The sequence below is a fragment of the Curtobacterium sp. PhB78 genome (assembly GCF_003751685.1).
Lineage (GTDB): Bacteria > Actinomycetota > Actinomycetes > Actinomycetales > Microbacteriaceae > Curtobacterium.
Window position 1 is genome coordinate 175,895 of sequence record NZ_RKIA01000003.1, and the last position, 14,147, is coordinate 190,041.

At 70.7% G+C, this 14,147-nt stretch carries 16 protein-coding genes; 13 read left to right on the forward strand and 3 right to left on the reverse strand.

Going from position 1 to position 14,147, the window contains the following annotated elements; translation table 11 throughout:
• Positions 1-85 precede the first annotated feature (85 nt).
• The 4 genes from EDF53_RS07715 to EDF53_RS07730 are packed head-to-tail and all read left to right on the forward strand — an operon-like array spanning position 86 to position 3,762.
• Entirely contained in the window at positions 86-733 is a 648-nt protein-coding gene (locus EDF53_RS07715) for an ABC transporter permease (RefSeq protein ID WP_111083581.1), read from the forward strand.
• On the forward strand, positions 720-1,997 hold the full coding sequence (locus EDF53_RS07720) for an ABC transporter ATP-binding protein (protein WP_123293016.1): 1,278 nt from the start codon (positions 720-722) through the stop codon (positions 1,995-1,997). The genes EDF53_RS07715 and EDF53_RS07720 overlap by 14 nt, the downstream gene beginning before the upstream one ends.
• A complete protein-coding gene (locus tag EDF53_RS07725; protein WP_111083579.1) occupies positions 1,994-2,755 on the forward strand; it encodes an ABC transporter permease in 762 nt (253 codons plus the stop codon). The genes EDF53_RS07720 and EDF53_RS07725 overlap by 4 nt, the downstream gene beginning before the upstream one ends.
• The gene (locus EDF53_RS07730) at positions 2,752-3,762 is read left to right on the forward strand and encodes a glycine betaine ABC transporter substrate-binding protein (protein WP_123293017.1); all 1,011 of its coding nucleotides are present in this window, start codon (positions 2,752-2,754) and stop codon (positions 3,760-3,762) included. Before EDF53_RS07725 ends, EDF53_RS07730 begins: the two co-directional genes overlap by 4 nt.
• Positions 3,763-3,843: 81 nt before the next feature.
• On the opposite strand, the gene EDF53_RS07735 is transcribed toward EDF53_RS07730, so the two are convergent.
• The gene (locus EDF53_RS07735; RefSeq protein ID WP_123293018.1) at positions 3,844-4,473 is read right to left on the reverse strand and encodes a TetR/AcrR family transcriptional regulator; all 630 of its coding nucleotides are present in this window, start codon (positions 4,471-4,473) and stop codon (positions 3,844-3,846) included.
• An 80-nt stretch (positions 4,474-4,553) separates the two neighbouring features.
• Between EDF53_RS07735 and EDF53_RS07740 the strand changes: the two genes are divergently transcribed.
• The 3 genes from EDF53_RS07740 to EDF53_RS07750 are packed head-to-tail and all read left to right on the forward strand — an operon-like array spanning position 4,554 to position 7,128.
• A complete protein-coding gene (locus EDF53_RS07740) occupies positions 4,554-5,300 on the forward strand; it encodes an ABC transporter ATP-binding protein (protein ID WP_123293019.1) in 747 nt (248 codons plus the stop codon).
• Positions 5,297-6,574, forward strand: coding sequence for an ABC transporter permease (locus tag EDF53_RS07745; protein ID WP_123293020.1), 1,278 nt, complete (start codon positions 5,297-5,299; stop codon positions 6,572-6,574). Before EDF53_RS07740 ends, EDF53_RS07745 begins: the two co-directional genes overlap by 4 nt.
• A 26-nt stretch (positions 6,575-6,600) precedes the next feature.
• On the forward strand, positions 6,601-7,128 hold the full coding sequence (locus EDF53_RS07750; RefSeq protein WP_123293021.1) for a GNAT family N-acetyltransferase: 528 nt from the start codon (positions 6,601-6,603) through the stop codon (positions 7,126-7,128).
• 39 nt (positions 7,129-7,167) lie between these two features.
• Here EDF53_RS07750 and EDF53_RS07755 read toward each other — a convergent pair whose 3' ends face one another.
• The gene (locus EDF53_RS07755) at positions 7,168-7,443 is read right to left on the reverse strand and encodes a hypothetical protein (RefSeq protein WP_123293022.1); all 276 of its coding nucleotides are present in this window, start codon (positions 7,441-7,443) and stop codon (positions 7,168-7,170) included.
• Between the two features lie 102 nt (positions 7,444-7,545).
• Between EDF53_RS07755 and EDF53_RS07760 the strand changes: the two genes are divergently transcribed.
• The 3 genes from EDF53_RS07760 to EDF53_RS07770 all read left to right on the forward strand — a co-directional run bounded on the left by EDF53_RS07760 (position 7,546) and on the right by EDF53_RS07770 (position 10,417).
• Positions 7,546-8,214, forward strand: coding sequence for a hypothetical protein (locus EDF53_RS07760; protein ID WP_111083572.1), 669 nt, complete (start codon positions 7,546-7,548; stop codon positions 8,212-8,214).
• Positions 8,215-8,522: 308 nt separating this feature from the next.
• A complete protein-coding gene (locus EDF53_RS07765) occupies positions 8,523-9,968 on the forward strand; it encodes an NAD(P)/FAD-dependent oxidoreductase (protein WP_123293023.1) in 1,446 nt (481 codons plus the stop codon).
• Between the two features lie 5 nt (positions 9,969-9,973).
• Positions 9,974-10,417, forward strand: a complete 444-nt coding sequence (locus EDF53_RS07770; RefSeq protein WP_123293024.1) for an SRPBCC family protein — start codon at positions 9,974-9,976, stop codon at positions 10,415-10,417.
• 77 nt (positions 10,418-10,494) lie between these two features.
• On the opposite strand, the gene EDF53_RS07775 is transcribed toward EDF53_RS07770, so the two are convergent.
• The gene (locus tag EDF53_RS07775; protein ID WP_123293025.1) at positions 10,495-11,313 is read right to left on the reverse strand and encodes a shikimate 5-dehydrogenase; all 819 of its coding nucleotides are present in this window, start codon (positions 11,311-11,313) and stop codon (positions 10,495-10,497) included.
• Between the two features lie 78 nt (positions 11,314-11,391).
• On the opposite strand from EDF53_RS07775, the gene EDF53_RS07780 reads away from it, so the two are divergent.
• The 3 genes from EDF53_RS07780 to EDF53_RS07790 all read left to right on the forward strand — a co-directional run bounded on the left by EDF53_RS07780 (position 11,392) and on the right by EDF53_RS07790 (position 14,143).
• Complete coding sequence (locus EDF53_RS07780) at positions 11,392-12,330, forward strand: NADP-dependent oxidoreductase (RefSeq protein WP_235035886.1); 939 nt, start codon at positions 11,392-11,394, stop codon at positions 12,328-12,330.
• Positions 12,331-12,430: 100 nt separating this feature from the next.
• Positions 12,431-12,625, forward strand: coding sequence for a PspC domain-containing protein (locus EDF53_RS07785; protein WP_111083567.1), 195 nt, complete (start codon positions 12,431-12,433; stop codon positions 12,623-12,625).
• A 108-nt stretch (positions 12,626-12,733) separates the two neighbouring features.
• Positions 12,734-14,143: an L-serine ammonia-lyase gene (locus EDF53_RS07790; protein WP_123293026.1), complete on the forward strand. Its 1,410-nt coding sequence runs from the start codon at positions 12,734-12,736 to the stop codon at positions 14,141-14,143.
• Positions 14,144-14,147 lie beyond the last annotated feature (4 nt).

Below are 14,147 nucleotides of genomic sequence, written 5' to 3' on the forward strand. Positions count from 1 at the left end.
ACCGGTCCGTGCTCTGCGTAGCTTTGGCGCAGCTTGTGCCCCGACCCGTGGGCAGTTCGGCCGACCGGAAGGGGAGCGCCCACCCGTGTTCCAGTACGTCGTGGAGCGATGGAGCCAGATCTGGTTCTCGTCGTGGCAACACTTCTCACTGGTGGTCCAGTGCACGGTGCTCGCCACGGTCATCGCCGTGGTGCTCGCCACACTCGTCTACCGCAGTCCCCGCCTGACCTCCGTCGCGAACGGGGTGTCCGCCATCGGCCTCACCCTGCCGTCCTTCGCGGTCATCGGCCTGCTCATCGTCCCGCTCGGCTTCGGCGTGCTGCCGTCCGTCGTGACGGTCGTCTTCTTCGCCGCGCTCCCGATCCTGCGCAACGCGGTCGTCGGCCTCGCCGAGATCCCGCCGAGCGTGGTCGAGTCCGCGCGCGGCATCGGCATGAGCCGGTTCCGGACCCTCGTGCAGGTCGAACTGCCGATGGCCTGGCCGATCATCCTGAGCGGCGTCCGCGTGTCCGCCCAGATGGTGATGGGCATCGCGGCCATTGCCGCGTACGCCCTCGGCCCCGGGCTCGGCGGCTTCATCTTCTCCGGACTCTCGCGCCTCGGCGGCGCGAACGCCCTGTACTCCGTGGTCGTCGGGGTGGTCGGCGTCGTCCTGCTCGCCCTCGTCCTCGACCTGCTCCTCCTCGGCCTCGGCCGCCTGACCATCTCGAGAGGTATCCGTGTCCAGCACTGACTCCGCCACCACCACCGCGCCCGACGGGGACGTCACCGGCCGCAGCATCCTGCTCGACGAGGTCACCAAGCGGTACCCCGGGCAGTCGAAGCCCGCCGTCGACGGCATCACCCTCGAGATCCCGGCCGGCAAGATCGTCATGCTCGTCGGCCCGTCCGGCTGCGGCAAGACGACGACCCTCAAGATGATCAACCGCCTGATCGAGCCCACCGAGGGCCGCATCGTCGTCGGTGACGACGACGTGACCGGCATCGACGCCGACGAGCTCCGCCGCCGGATGGGCTACGTGATCCAGGCCGGCGGGCTCTTCCCGCACATGACCGTCGCGGCGAACATCGCGATCGTGCCGAAGATGCTCGGCTGGTCGAAGGAGAAGATCGCGGCGCGTGTCGACGAGCTGCTCGACCTCGTCTCGCTCGACCCCGCCACCTACCGCGACCGCTACCCCCGCGAACTCTCCGGCGGGCAGCAGCAGCGCGTCGGCGTGGCCCGGGCGCTCGCCGCGGACCCGCCCGTCCTGCTGATGGACGAGCCGTTCGGTGCGGTCGACCCGATCACCCGGCAGCGCCTGCAGGACGAGCTCCTGCGGATCCAGGAAGAGCTGCACAAGACGATCGTCATCGTCAGCCACGACTTCGACGAGGCCGTGAAGCTCGGTGACTGGATCGTCATCTTCACCGAGGGCGCCCACATCGTGCAGTACGACACCCCGGAGCGGATCCTGGCGGAGCCGGCGAACGAGTTCGTCGAGAACTTCATCGGCTCGGGCGCCGGGCTGAAGCAGCTCACCCTGAACCGCGTCCGCGACGTCGAGGTCGTCTCCGCGGTGACCTGCTCCCCCGGCGAAGAGGCGAAGGCCGTCCTGCAGCGCATGCAGGAGGCCGGGGGTCACGGGCACGCCGTCGTGGTCGACCGTCGGCAGCGGCCGATCGGCTGGCCGTCCCGCCGACAGCTCGAGCGCCTGGACCGGATCCCGGACGGCATCGAGGCGGACCTGCCCATCGTGGGCGAGGCCTCGACGCTCAACGACGCCCTCGACACCATGCTCGTCTCGAGCGCCGGGGCCGCACTGGTCACCGGTCGTGGCGAGGCGTTCCGCGGTGTCATCACGGTCGAGGTCGTCATGGAGGCCATCACCCGGTCGCGTGCGGCAGCCGCCGACGACCGCGCGTACACGCCGGTCGGCACGAACACCAACCAGATCGAGACGCTGCCGTCCTCGCCGGCCGCGCCCGTGATCGCGCCCTCCGGGGAAGACCTGTGAGTGCTGTCGCCGCCGGACCCGCCACCGGCGCCAGCACGTCCTGGAAGGGCCTGCTGTTCCAGCCGATCGCGATCCTCGTCGTGCTCGCCGGGTTCGCGATCTGGCTCGCCACGGCGGACCTGACCCCGACCGAGCGCACGACGCTCAACCCGTCGGACATCCTGGCGCTCACCGGGCAGCACCTGGTGCTCACGCTGCAGTCGACGGTGCTCGTGCTCGTGATCGGCATCCCGCTCGGCATCGTCCTCACGCGCGGACCGCTGCGTCGGGCGAGCCCGTACGTGCTCGCCGTCGCGAACTTCGGGCAGGCGGCCCCCGCCGTCGGCCTGATCGTGCTGCTCGCCGCGTGGCTCGGCCTGAACAGCTGGTCCGCCGTGGTCGCGCTCGTGCTCTACGCGATCCTGCCGGTCCTCCGGAACACCATGATCGGCGTGCAGAGCGTCGACTCGCGCCTCGTCGAGGCCGGCCGTGGCATGGGCATGAGCGCGTTCAGCGTCCTGATGCGCGTCGAGCTGCCCCTCGCGGTGCCGGTCATGCTGTCCGGCATCCGGACGGCGCTCGTGCTGCTCGTCGGCACCGCGAGCCTGGCCACCTTCGTCGGTGCCGGTGGCCTCGGTCTCCTCATCACCACGGGCGTGACGCTGTTCCTGCCGAAGGTGCTCGTCGCCGGTGCGCTGCTCGTGGCGCTCCTCGCCCTCTCCATCGACTGGCTCGGCCGTGTGGTCGAGACCGTCGCACGTCCGAAGGGACTCCGATGAACCGCCGTACCCGCCGCCTCCGCCGCGGGGCCGCTGTCGCCCTCGCCGGCACCACCGCGCTCGTCCTGGCCGGCTGCGGCCTGCAGCCCGCGACGTCCTTCGTCCCCGAGGCCGGTCCCGGCACCATCGAGCGCATCGACGACCTGCCGGACGGTGCCCACATCACCGTGACGTCGAAGAACTTCACCGAGCAGCTCGTGCTCGGCAAGATCGCCGTGCTCGCCGCGAAGGCCGCCGGGTTCGACGTCACCGACGAGACCAACGTTCCGGGCAGCGTCGCCGTCCGCGAGTTGATGACCTCGCACGGTGCGGACTTCACGTACGAGTACACCGGCACCGCCTGGCTGACCTTCATGGGCCACGCCGAGGGGATCCCGGACAAGACCGAGCAGTGGGAAGCGGTCAAGAAGGAGGACGCCGGCAACGGGCTCACGTGGCTGAACCCGGCGCCGATGAACAACACCTACGCGTTCGCGGTCCGGGACGAAGCGGTCAAGGAGCTCGGGGACATCAAGACCCTCTCCGACATCGCGAAGCTGCCCGTGGACGAGCGCACCTTCTGCGTGGAGTCGGAGTTCAACTCGCGTGCCGACGGGTTCAAGCCGATGCTCGAGAAGTACGGCTTGGAGCTCGGCGGCTCGGGGGAGAACGGGATCCCGAGCGACAACGTCAGCATCCTCGACACCGGCACGGTCTACACGGCCACCGACCGCGGCAAGTGCAACTTCGGCGAGGTCTTCACCACCGACGGCCGCATCAAGTCGCTCGGCCTGACCGTGCTCGAGGACGACAAGGGCTTCTTCCCGGCGTACAACGTCGCGCCGGTGCTCGACTCGGCCACGCTCAAGGAGTACCCGCAGCTCGCCGACGTCTACGACCAGATCTCGCCGAAGCTCACCGACGCCGTGCTGCAGGAGCTGAACCGTCAGGTCGACGTCGAGGGGCGCGAGCCGGCCGACGTCGCGTTCGACTGGATGGTGAAGGAGGGCTTCATCACGAAGCCGTGACGGCTCTCGACGCATCCACGTCACGGACGGGAGGCACGGTGCCAGCTGGCACCCGGCCTCCCGTCCGTCTGTCGTTGCGTCTCAAGCCGCAGCGATGCGCGCAGCCGTGTCGCGGATCGACGCGACGACGCGGGCGCGGACCTCTTCCGGGTCGGAACCCTCGTGCCGCGCCGAACTCCGCAGCCCGGTCATGCACATGCCGAGCAGCATCTCGGCGGCCTGCGGGGTCGCGGCGTCCGGCCCCCAGGCCGGATCACGCTCGAGGATCGTGCGCACCGCACCCGTCATCGCCTCGGCCACGGTCGTCATCCGGCTGACCTGACGGCGCATGAGCTGCGGGAAGCGCACGATGACCTCCTTCCGGGCGAGCCGCTCGTGCTCGTCGCCGAACGACGAGCCGAACACCAGGAACGCCAGGTCGACCACAGCCTGCGCAGCCGGCTCCCCCGCGACGGTCTCGAGGTGCGCTGCCAGGGTCTCGGCGTCCAGGTCGAGCTCGGTGTGCCCGAGGACCGCGTCCTCCTTGCTCTCGAAGTAGTTGAAGAACGTGCGCGGTGACACCTCGGCGCGTGCGGCGATCTGTTCGATCGTGGTGTGGTCGATGTCCTGCTCGAGCGCGAGGGACCGAGCCGCCTCCGCGATGCGGTGGCGTGTCTCGATGCGCTTGCGGTCGCGCAGACCCATCTCGGTGGCGGGCGCGGTGTCGGGCATGGCCCGACTGTAACCGGAACGTCACATGATCTACAGCAAACGCAAACTTGCAGTCGTGCAGCGGACACTACGGTGGGGCCATGACCACTCCCGTGCTCGAGGCCCGTGACCTCGCCAGGACCTACGGCCGAGGCCCGACGCGGTTCGACGCCCTCAAGGGGGTGTCACTCCAGGTGCACCAGGGCGAGAGCCTGGCGATCGTCGGCAAGTCCGGATCGGGCAAGTCGACGCTCATGCACCTGCTCGCACTGCTCGACAAGCCGTCGACCGGGCAGGTCCTGCTCGACGGGACCGATGCGGCGACCCTCGGCGCGCGGCAGGTGAACCGCACGCGCAACAGCACCTTCGGGTTCGTGTTCCAGCAGTTCTTCCTGACCCCCAAGACCTCGGTCCTCGACAACGTCGTGCTCCCGCTCAAGATCGCGGGCGTCTCCGGAGCCGAACGGAAGCGCCGCGGCATGGCGGCGCTCGACTCCCTCGGTCTGGCCGACAAGGCGAAGAACGACGCCAACGACCTGTCCGGCGGGCAGAAGCAGCGCGTGGTCATCGCACGCGCGCTGGTCGGTGAGCCGAGCGTCATCTTCGCCGACGAGCCGACCGGCAACCTCGACACGAACACCGGGCAGGTGGTCGAGGACATGCTCTTCGGCCTGCAGCGCGAACGCGGGATCACGCTCGTCGTGGTCACCCACGACGAAGAACTCGCCGCCCGCTGCGACCGCAGCGTCAACGTCCGCGACGGACTCATCGTCGGTGGATCGGACGGCACACCCACCGCCGGTGCCGCCATCGACCAGCAGGCCACGCACGGAAGGCACTCCGCATGAACTTCCTCGACCTGCTCCGCACCGCGGTCTCGAACACCTTCCGGTCGAAGCTGCGCACGACCCTGACCGTCATCGCGATCTTCATCGGCGCCTTCACGATCACGCTGACCTCGGCGATCGGTACGGGGGTCAGCAACTACATCGACACCCAGGTCTCGTCGATCGGCGACACCGGTTCCCTGACCATCACGAAGGCCGTCGACACCGCATCGACCGACAGCGGGCCGGCGAAGTACGACCCCGACGAGTCCGGCCAGAGCGTCGACCGCGGTCCGGCGTCGTTCTCGTACCTGTCGCAGTCCGACGTCGACGACATCCGCGCGATCGACGGCATCAAGAGCATCCGTCCAGCGGTCGCCCTGGCGCCGAAGTACGCCGAGCACGGCGACGACGGCAAGTACGTCGTCTCCCTGACCGCCAACGCGGGGGAGCTCGACGCCGACCTGGCGAGCGGGAAGCAGCTCGACGACGACACCGACGCGAACCAGGTGATCCTGCCGACGAACTACCTGGAGAACCTCGGACTCGGCAGCGCGAAGGCCGCCGTCGGCAAGGAGCTCACCTTCGCGGTGGACGACTACCAGGGCAAGGAGCACACCCTCACCGCGACGGTGGTCGGTGTGCAGAACGAGTCGCTGTTCGGGGGCGGTGCCGGGGCGAACGCCGCGCTCACCGACGCGATGCAGGCCGCGCAGGAGATCGGCAAGCCGGACTCGATCGCGACCTCGTACGCCAGCGCCACCGCGACGCTCGACTCCGGGGCCTCCGCGACCACGGTCAAGAAGGCGCTGTCGGACGACGGGTTCCTCGGGCAGACCATCCAGGACCAGCTCGGCCAGTTCCAGACCGTCATCAGCGGCATCGTCGGGGTCTTGAACGCCTTCGCCGTCATCGCCCTGGTGGCTGCGGGCTTCGGCATCATCAACACGCTGCTGATGAGCGTGCAGGAACGCACCCGCGAGATCGGCCTGATGAAGGCGATGGGCATGGGCGGCGGCAAGGTCTACACGCTGTTCTCGCTCGAGGCGGTCTTCATCGGGTTCCTCGGCAGTGCCATCGGAGCCGGTGTCGCGATCCTGCTCGGGACGGGCATCTCGAACGTGCTCGCGGGCACGGTGCTCAAGGACCTGCCGGGCCTGCAGATCATGCAGTTCGCGCCGAGTTCGGTGGCGACGATCATCCTCGTCGTGATGTTCATCGCGTTCCTCGCCGGCACCCTCCCCGCGCGCCGCGCCGCACGGCAGAACCCGATCGAGGCGCTCCGGTACGAGTAGCGCCCGGCGTGCATAGTCTCTGACGGGTGGCGGCATTCGGGCGGGACCTCGGGGACGGGTACACGCTCACGCTGCGCGACCTGACCACGGTCGACCCGGTGCTCGAACTCGTGCGCGCGAACCTCGACCGGCTCCGGGCCGCCGAACCATGGGCGTGGGATCCGCAGGACCGCGAGACCATCGGACTGCACACCGAACGGCTGCTCGGCCAGTTCGCGATGGACCGCGCGCTCCCCTGCGTCATCCGTTCCGACGACCGCATCGTCGGGGTGGCGTCGCTGACCTTCGACCCGTACCTGGGCCAGGCGTCACTCGGCTACTGGGTGGACGCCGGACACGAGGGCCGCGGTGTCGCGGGGCGGGCCGCCGGCGTGCTGGTCGAGGTCGCGCGGGCACGCGGCACCGCACGGCTCGAGATCCGGACCGGCGTCGACAACGTCCGCAGCCGCGCGCTCGCCGAACGGCTCGGGTTCGCCCTCGAGGGCACTCTGCGGGGCGCGCTGCCGCTCGGGCCCGTCCGCGCCGACGTCGCCGTCTACGGCCTGCTGCTCTAGGCGAGACTCCCCGCCGCCCCCCCTGCGCGTGCGCGTGCGTCAGGAGCCCTGCGTCGCGCCCTGCCAGACCGCGAACACACCGCCGACGACCGCCACCACGAGCAGCAGGATCCAGACGGCGAGCGCGATGAGGTTCAGGAAGATCCCCCAGCCCGCGCGACCACGGGCGAGCGGTTCCCGGCTGCGCGACGCGACGCCCAGGCACAGCCCGACGATCGGCGCGACGAACGTCCAACCGGCGAGCAGCGAGCAGATCCCGAGGACGAGGCTCGCGGTGCCGAGACCGGTGCGGGGGGACTCCGTGTACGTGACCATGCACCCGACGCTACGGAACCACTCGTGGCGTGTCGTCCCTCCAGGGCGTGATCCGGGTCCACCTGCCGACGGATGGTCACCGGACGCCGGTATCGTCGGAGCATGGCCTTGTTCGGACGACGCAACCACGACGTGCGCGATCGACCCATCAGCCAGGTCGAACTGAAGCGGGCCGTCGACGAGGGGTTCCTCATCGCGAAGGCCGCGGTCACGATCGCGGTCGGCAACCGGATCATCACGAACGCGCTGCGCGACCAGGGGTACTTCGACCACGCGCTGATCGCCGAGGCCGCGCGCGAGGAGCTCCACCGCATGGCCGAGGAGCAGCGGGGCGACGCCGCGCGCATGCGGGAGATCCGGTCGACGTCGAGCAAGTCGAAGGGCCGTTCACGGCACCAGCACGACTACCGCCGGGGTGACGACCTCAAGCTGCGCACGCGCGAGGCGACGTACGAGCAACTCGCGACGATGCTCGACAAGCGCCGCGACGACCAGCACTTCGTCGACGGCATCGTGCTCGCCGCCCGCGCCCGAGCCTGGGACGACATCGGCACCACGGTGGTCGGGCGCCTCGGCTGGGCCCAGCGTCCGGCCGACGACTACGAGATCGGGCGCGACGACCGTCTGCAGCAGATGCTCGACGAGGACTTCGCGACGTTGCTGGCCGAGCACCCCGTGGGCTCGACCCCGGTCGACGCCGACGAACCCGACGACGCCGACGGCGACGAGGACGGCTCCGACCCTGCTGACCCCGACGTCGCTCGCCCCTGAAGCGGTACTTGAGATATCACCCGGGCGTCGCTAGGCTGATCGGGTAACGCCCCAGGACCATTCGGCACCGCCGGACTCCTGGGGCGAACCGTCTCGCGCACCACGAGCCCGTCCACGCGGCTCCGCTCGAACGGATCCGCGATGACATCGTCGCGATCGCGGGGTACGTCGACCACGATGCTGCGGCCTTCATCGCCGGAGCGCAACGGATCGACGCCGTCATCGCCCGGAAGCGGATCGCTGTCTCATCCGGAGCCTCGGTCATCTGACCGGGACCACGCGCAGACACGAGTCCCTAGGCTCGGACCATGGTTGATGCGGTGGTCGTCGGGGCCGGACCGAACGGACTCGCGGCGGCGGTGACGCTCGCCCGTGCGGGCTTGTCCGTCGAGGTGGTCGAACGGAACGACACGATCGGCGGTGGTGCCCGCACCGCCGATCTCACCCTGCCGGGGTTCCTCCACGACGTCTGCTCGGCGGTGCACCCGATGGCGCTGCAGTCCGAGTTCTTCCGGCTGTTCCGGATGGAGGAGCGCATCGAGCTCCGTCTGCCCGAGGTGCAGTACGGGCACCCGCTCGACGGGGGTCGCGCGGGCATCGCGTACCAGGACCTCGAGCGGACGGCCGCCGAGCTCGGTGTGGACGGCCCGGCCTTCCGGAACCTGATGGGCCCGCTCGCCCGCGCTGCCGACCAGGTCGCCGACTTCGCCACCGACGCCCTCCTGCACGTGCCGCGGCACCCGCTCACGGTGCTGCGGTTCGGCCTGCGCGCACTCGAGCAGGGCAGCAGCGCCTGGAACGCCCGCTTCCGGCAGGACGTCGCACCGGCGATGGTCTCCGGCGTCGCCGCGCACTCCATCCAGCACATGCCCTCGCTGTCGACGGCCGCCGCGGCGCTGTCGCTCGGCGCCTACGCGCACGCGCGCGGCTGGCCCGTGCCGATCGGCGGCAGCCAGGCGATCGTCGACGCGCTCGCCGACGACCTCGTCGCGCACGGCGGACGGATCGTCACCGGGCACGAGGTCCGGTCGCTCGGTGACCTCACCCCGGCGAAGGCGGTGCTCTTCGACACGAGTGTCCCCGGCATGCTGCGGATCGCCGGCGCGCAGATCCCCACGCCGAAGCGCGGTGCGCTCCGCCGGTTCCGGTTCGGCAACGCGGCCGCGAAGGTCGACTTCGCGCTGTCCGATCCGGTGCCGTGGACGAACGAGGCGCTGCGCCGGGCCGGCACGGTGCACATCGGCGGGACACGAGCCGAGATCGCGGCGGCGGAGGGCTCGGTCGCGCACGGCCAGCACGCCGAACGGCCGTACGTGCTCGGTTCCGAGCCGACCGTCGTCGACCCGACCCGGGCGCCGAAGGGCAAGCACGTCTTCTGGGCCTACGCGCACGTGCCGGCGGGGTCCGACGTCGACCAGACCGAGGCGATCACGCGCCAGGTCGAACGGTTCGCACCGGGGTTCCGCGACACGATCCTGCACACGTCGAGCCGGACGGCCGCGCACATGTCGGACCACAACCCGAACTACGTCGGCGGCGACATCGCCGCCGGTGCTGCGAGCTTCTGGCAGCTCGTGAAGCGCCCGGTGCTGTCCAGCGACCCGTGGCGGATGGGCGGCGGCATGTACCTGTGCTCCGAGTCGTCGGCTCCTGGCCCCGGTGTGCACGGCATGGCCGGTTGGCGTGCCGCGAAGAGCGCACTCCGGCACACCTTCGGGCTGCCCGACGACGTCGACCTCACCCCGGAAGGCTGATCACCATGGCGAAGAACGTCCGCATCCTCCACTGCGCTCCCGAGGACGTCTTCGACGTGCTCGGCGACGGCTGGCTCTACACGACCTGGGTGGTCGGCGCCTCGCGCATGCGGAAGCAGGAGGCCGGTTGGCCGCAGGTCGGCACGCACCTGCACCACTCCTTCGGTGCCTGGCCGCTCGTCATCGACGACGTCACGACCTCGTTGGTGTGGGACCCGCCGCACCGCATGGTGATCCAGCCGAAGGGGTGGCCGATCGGCGAGGCCCGCGTGGAGCTGACCGTGGAGCCGCACCGCAAGGGCTGCAAGGTGACGATCGTCGAGAACGCGGTTGCCGGTCCGGGCGCCTGGGTCCCCGACTTCCTCATGCAGCCGCTCATCTGGGTCCGGAACCACGAGACGCTGCGCCGCCTCGGGTGGGTGGCCGTCGGACGCGCGACGAACGCCTGAGACGTTCCCACAAAGGCGGACGGGAGGCGCGGTGCCAGCTGGCCCCGTGCCTCCCGTCCGCCCTGTGGGCGCGTCGACTACTCGGCGCGCGAGAACTCGCTGGCGCGCGCCACCTGGTCTTCCGTCAGGGCGACACCCGTGTACCGCTCGAACTGGCGGGCCGCCTGCAGCGCGATGACCTCGGCGCCGGTGATGACGTGCTTGCCGGCATCCCGTCCCGCACGGACCAGCGGGGTCTCCGACGGGAACGCGACCACGTCGAAGACCGTGTGGGCCGCCTCGATCCGGTCCTGTGCGAAGGCGAGCGCGTCCTGCTGGTCGTCTCGCATGCCGAGGGGCGTGACGTTGACCACCAGGTCGGACTCCCCCGCCTCGCGCTCCTCGGCGATCCACTCGTACCCGTACTGCGACGCGAGCGCCGTACCGGTCTGCTCGTTGCGGGCGACGACCGTCAGGCGGTCGAAGCCGGCGCCGCGGAACGCCGCGGTCACGGCCTTCGCCATGCCGCCGGAGCCGCGGAGCAGCACTCGGGACGCGGTGTCGACGTCGTGCGACCCGAGCAGCGCGGCGATCGCCTCGTAGTCGGTGTTCGACGCGGTGAGCACGCCGTCGTCGTTCACGACCGTGTTCACCGACTGGATGGCGGCGGCGGACTCCTCGACGTGGTCGACGAGCGGGATGATCGCCTCCTTGAAGGGCATCGACACCGAGCAGCCGCGGATGCCGAGGGCGCGGATGCCGGCCACGGCGCCGGGCAGGTCGGTCGTGGTGAACGCCTTGTACAGGAAGTTGAGCCCGAGCTCGTCGTACAGGAAGTTGTGGAACCGGGTGCCGATGTTGCTCGGCCGGGCCGCGAGCGACATGCAGACCTGCATGTCCTTGTTGAGGATGGGCATGGGGCCAGTCTCCCACCGTCGTGCCGATGGAGCGGTCCACGCGGACCGTTCGTCGTGCTCGGGGTACCGTCGGACGCGATGACTGAGATCCCGGAGACCATGCGCGCCGTCCGCTTCGACGAGTGGGGTGACCGCTCCGTGCTGCACGTCGCCGAGGTCCCCGTCCCCGAGGCCACTGCCGGTCGGGTGCTCGTGCGCGTCCGCGCCGCCGGCATCAACCCGGGCGAGTCGGCGATCCGCCAGGGGCTGCTCGACGGCGGGTCCTCCGACGCGCTGCCGTCCGGTCAGGGCACCGACTTCGCCGGCATCGTCGTGGCCGTCGGCGAGGGCGTCGACGGCGTCGACGAGGGCGAAGAGGTCCTCGGGTGGTCGTGGGACCGCGCGAGCCAAGCCGAGTACGTCTCGGTGCCGGCCGAACAGGTCGTGCAGAAGCCCCGGCTGCTCGACTGGACCGTCGCTGGCGGGCTCGACATCGTCGCCACGACCGCTGCCGCAGCCGTCCGTGCCGTCGACCCCCGACCCGGCGAGACCGTCGTCGTGTCCGGTGCCGCCGGTGGTGTCGGCGGGTTCGTCACGCAGCTGCTGACGAACGAGGGCATCGACGTGATCGCGATCGCGTCCGAGGCGAACCACGAGTGGCTCCGGTCGAAGCGTGCACGGCCCGTCGCGTACGGCGAGGGCCTGCAGGAGCGGATCACCGAGCTCGCCACCAACGGCATCGACGCCGTCATCGACACGTACGGTCCTGAGTACGTGCACCTGGGGATCGCCCTGGGCGTGCCGGTCGACCGCATCGAGACGATCATCGCGTTCGAGGCTGCCGCCGAGGTCGGTGCGAAGGCCTCCGGCAGTGCGGACACCGCCGACCCGGAGATCCTCGGCGCCCTCGCGATGCAGGTGGCGAACGGCGAGGTCGAGGTGCCGATCGCGGCGACCTTCCCGCTCGACCGGGTGCAGGACGCCTACGAGCAGCTGGAGCAGCGGCACACCCGCGGGAAGATCGTGCTGATCCCCTGACGGGTGTCGGGCCTTCGGGGTCGTTCGGGGGTTGTCCCCACCGTTCTCCGGGGTACTGCCCGGATGCCCTTGCTCGTCGCCGGTGCGTAGCGTCGACCCCATGAGCACACTCTCCCGTCCCCGCAACGGCCGCATCCTCGCCGGTGTCTGCGCCGGCCTCGCCGATCGCTTCGGCCTGTCCCGCACCCTCGTCCGCATCGGCTGGGTGATCCTGAGCCTGTTCCCCGGGCCGCTGTGGATCGCCTACGTCGTCCTGTGGTTCGTGGTGCCGGCCGAGGGCAACACCCGCCGCTGAGCCCGGTCCGTCCGGACGGGGCTGAGCCCGGTCCGTCCGGACGGGGCTGAGCCCGGTCCGTCCGGACGGGGCTGAGCCCGGTCCGTCCGGACGGGTTAGTGTGGCGGCGTGCCGGTCTCCGTCTTCGATCTGTTCAGCGTGGGTGTCGGTCCCTCGAGCTCGCACACCGTCGGGCCGATGCGGGCCGGCGCCGAGTTCGCGTCCCTGGTCGCCGGGCTGCCCGTCGCCTCCGTCGCCGTCGACCTGTACGGCTCACTGGCGTCGACGGGACAGGGCCACGGCACCCTCGGCGCCGTGGTCGCCGGCCTGATGGGGTCCCACCCCGAGACCGTCGACCCGGACGCGATGTCCGCGGCGCTCGACACCCTCGAACGCGACGGCCTGCTCCGGCTCGACGGTGGGGCGACCGTGCCGTTCCGGCTCGCCGACATCGTGCTGCACCCGCTCACCATGCTGCCCCGGCACCCGAACGCCATGCGGCTGCGAGCCCGTGACGGAGCCGGTGCCGACCTGGCCGACGAGACGTACTACTCGATCGGCGGCGGCTTCATCGCTCGCGACAGCGACGGCGACGGCGAGGACGGCGGTGCCGTGGACGACGGTGCCGTGGTCGCGGGGGCGGCGATCCCGGTCGACGACCGTGTCCCGTACCCGTTCTCGAGCGGCGCCGAGCTGCTGGCCGCCTGCGCTGCCTCCGGTCTGCCGATCAGCGGAGTGGCGCTCGCCAACGAGTCGGTCACCCGGACCGACGCCGACGTCCGCTCCGGGCTGCTCGACATCCACGCCGTCATGGACTCGTGCGTCGACCGCTCCGTCCGCCGTGACGGATGCCTGCCCGGCGGGCTCGACGTCCGGCGTCGTGCAGCCACCTGGCACGAGCAGCTCACCCGCGAGGACCCCGACCACGACCCGCTGTTCGCCATGGAGTGGGTGAACCTCGTCGCCATGGCGGTGAACGAGGAGAACGCCACCGGCGGCCGGGTCGTCACCGCACCCACCAACGGCGCCGCCGGCATCATCCCCGCGGTGCTGTACTACGCGCTCACCTACGTCCCCGTGATCACCGCTGCCGACCGGGACGACGCCGTCGTGCGGTTCCTGCTCACAGCCGGCGCCGTCGGGTCGATCTACAAGGAGCGCGCATCGATCTCCGGCGCCGAGGTCGGGTGCCAGGGCGAGGTCGGCTCGGCCGCGTCGATGGCTGCCGCCGGACTCGCCGAGGTACTCGGGGGCACCCCGGAACAGGTCGAGAACGCCGCGGAGATCGCGATGGAGCACAACCTCGGGCTCACTTGCGACCCGATCGGTGGCCTGGTGCAGATCCCGTGCATCGAGCGGAACGCGATCGCGGCGAACAAGGCGATCAACGCCGCACGGATGGCCCTGCGTGGCGACGGCGTGCACCACGTGTCGCTCGACCAGGTCGTCGAGACGATGCGGCAGACCGGGGCGGACATGTCGACGAAGTACAAGGAGACCGCGATGGGTGGGCTCGCGGTGAACGTCCCGCTTTGCTGAGCAC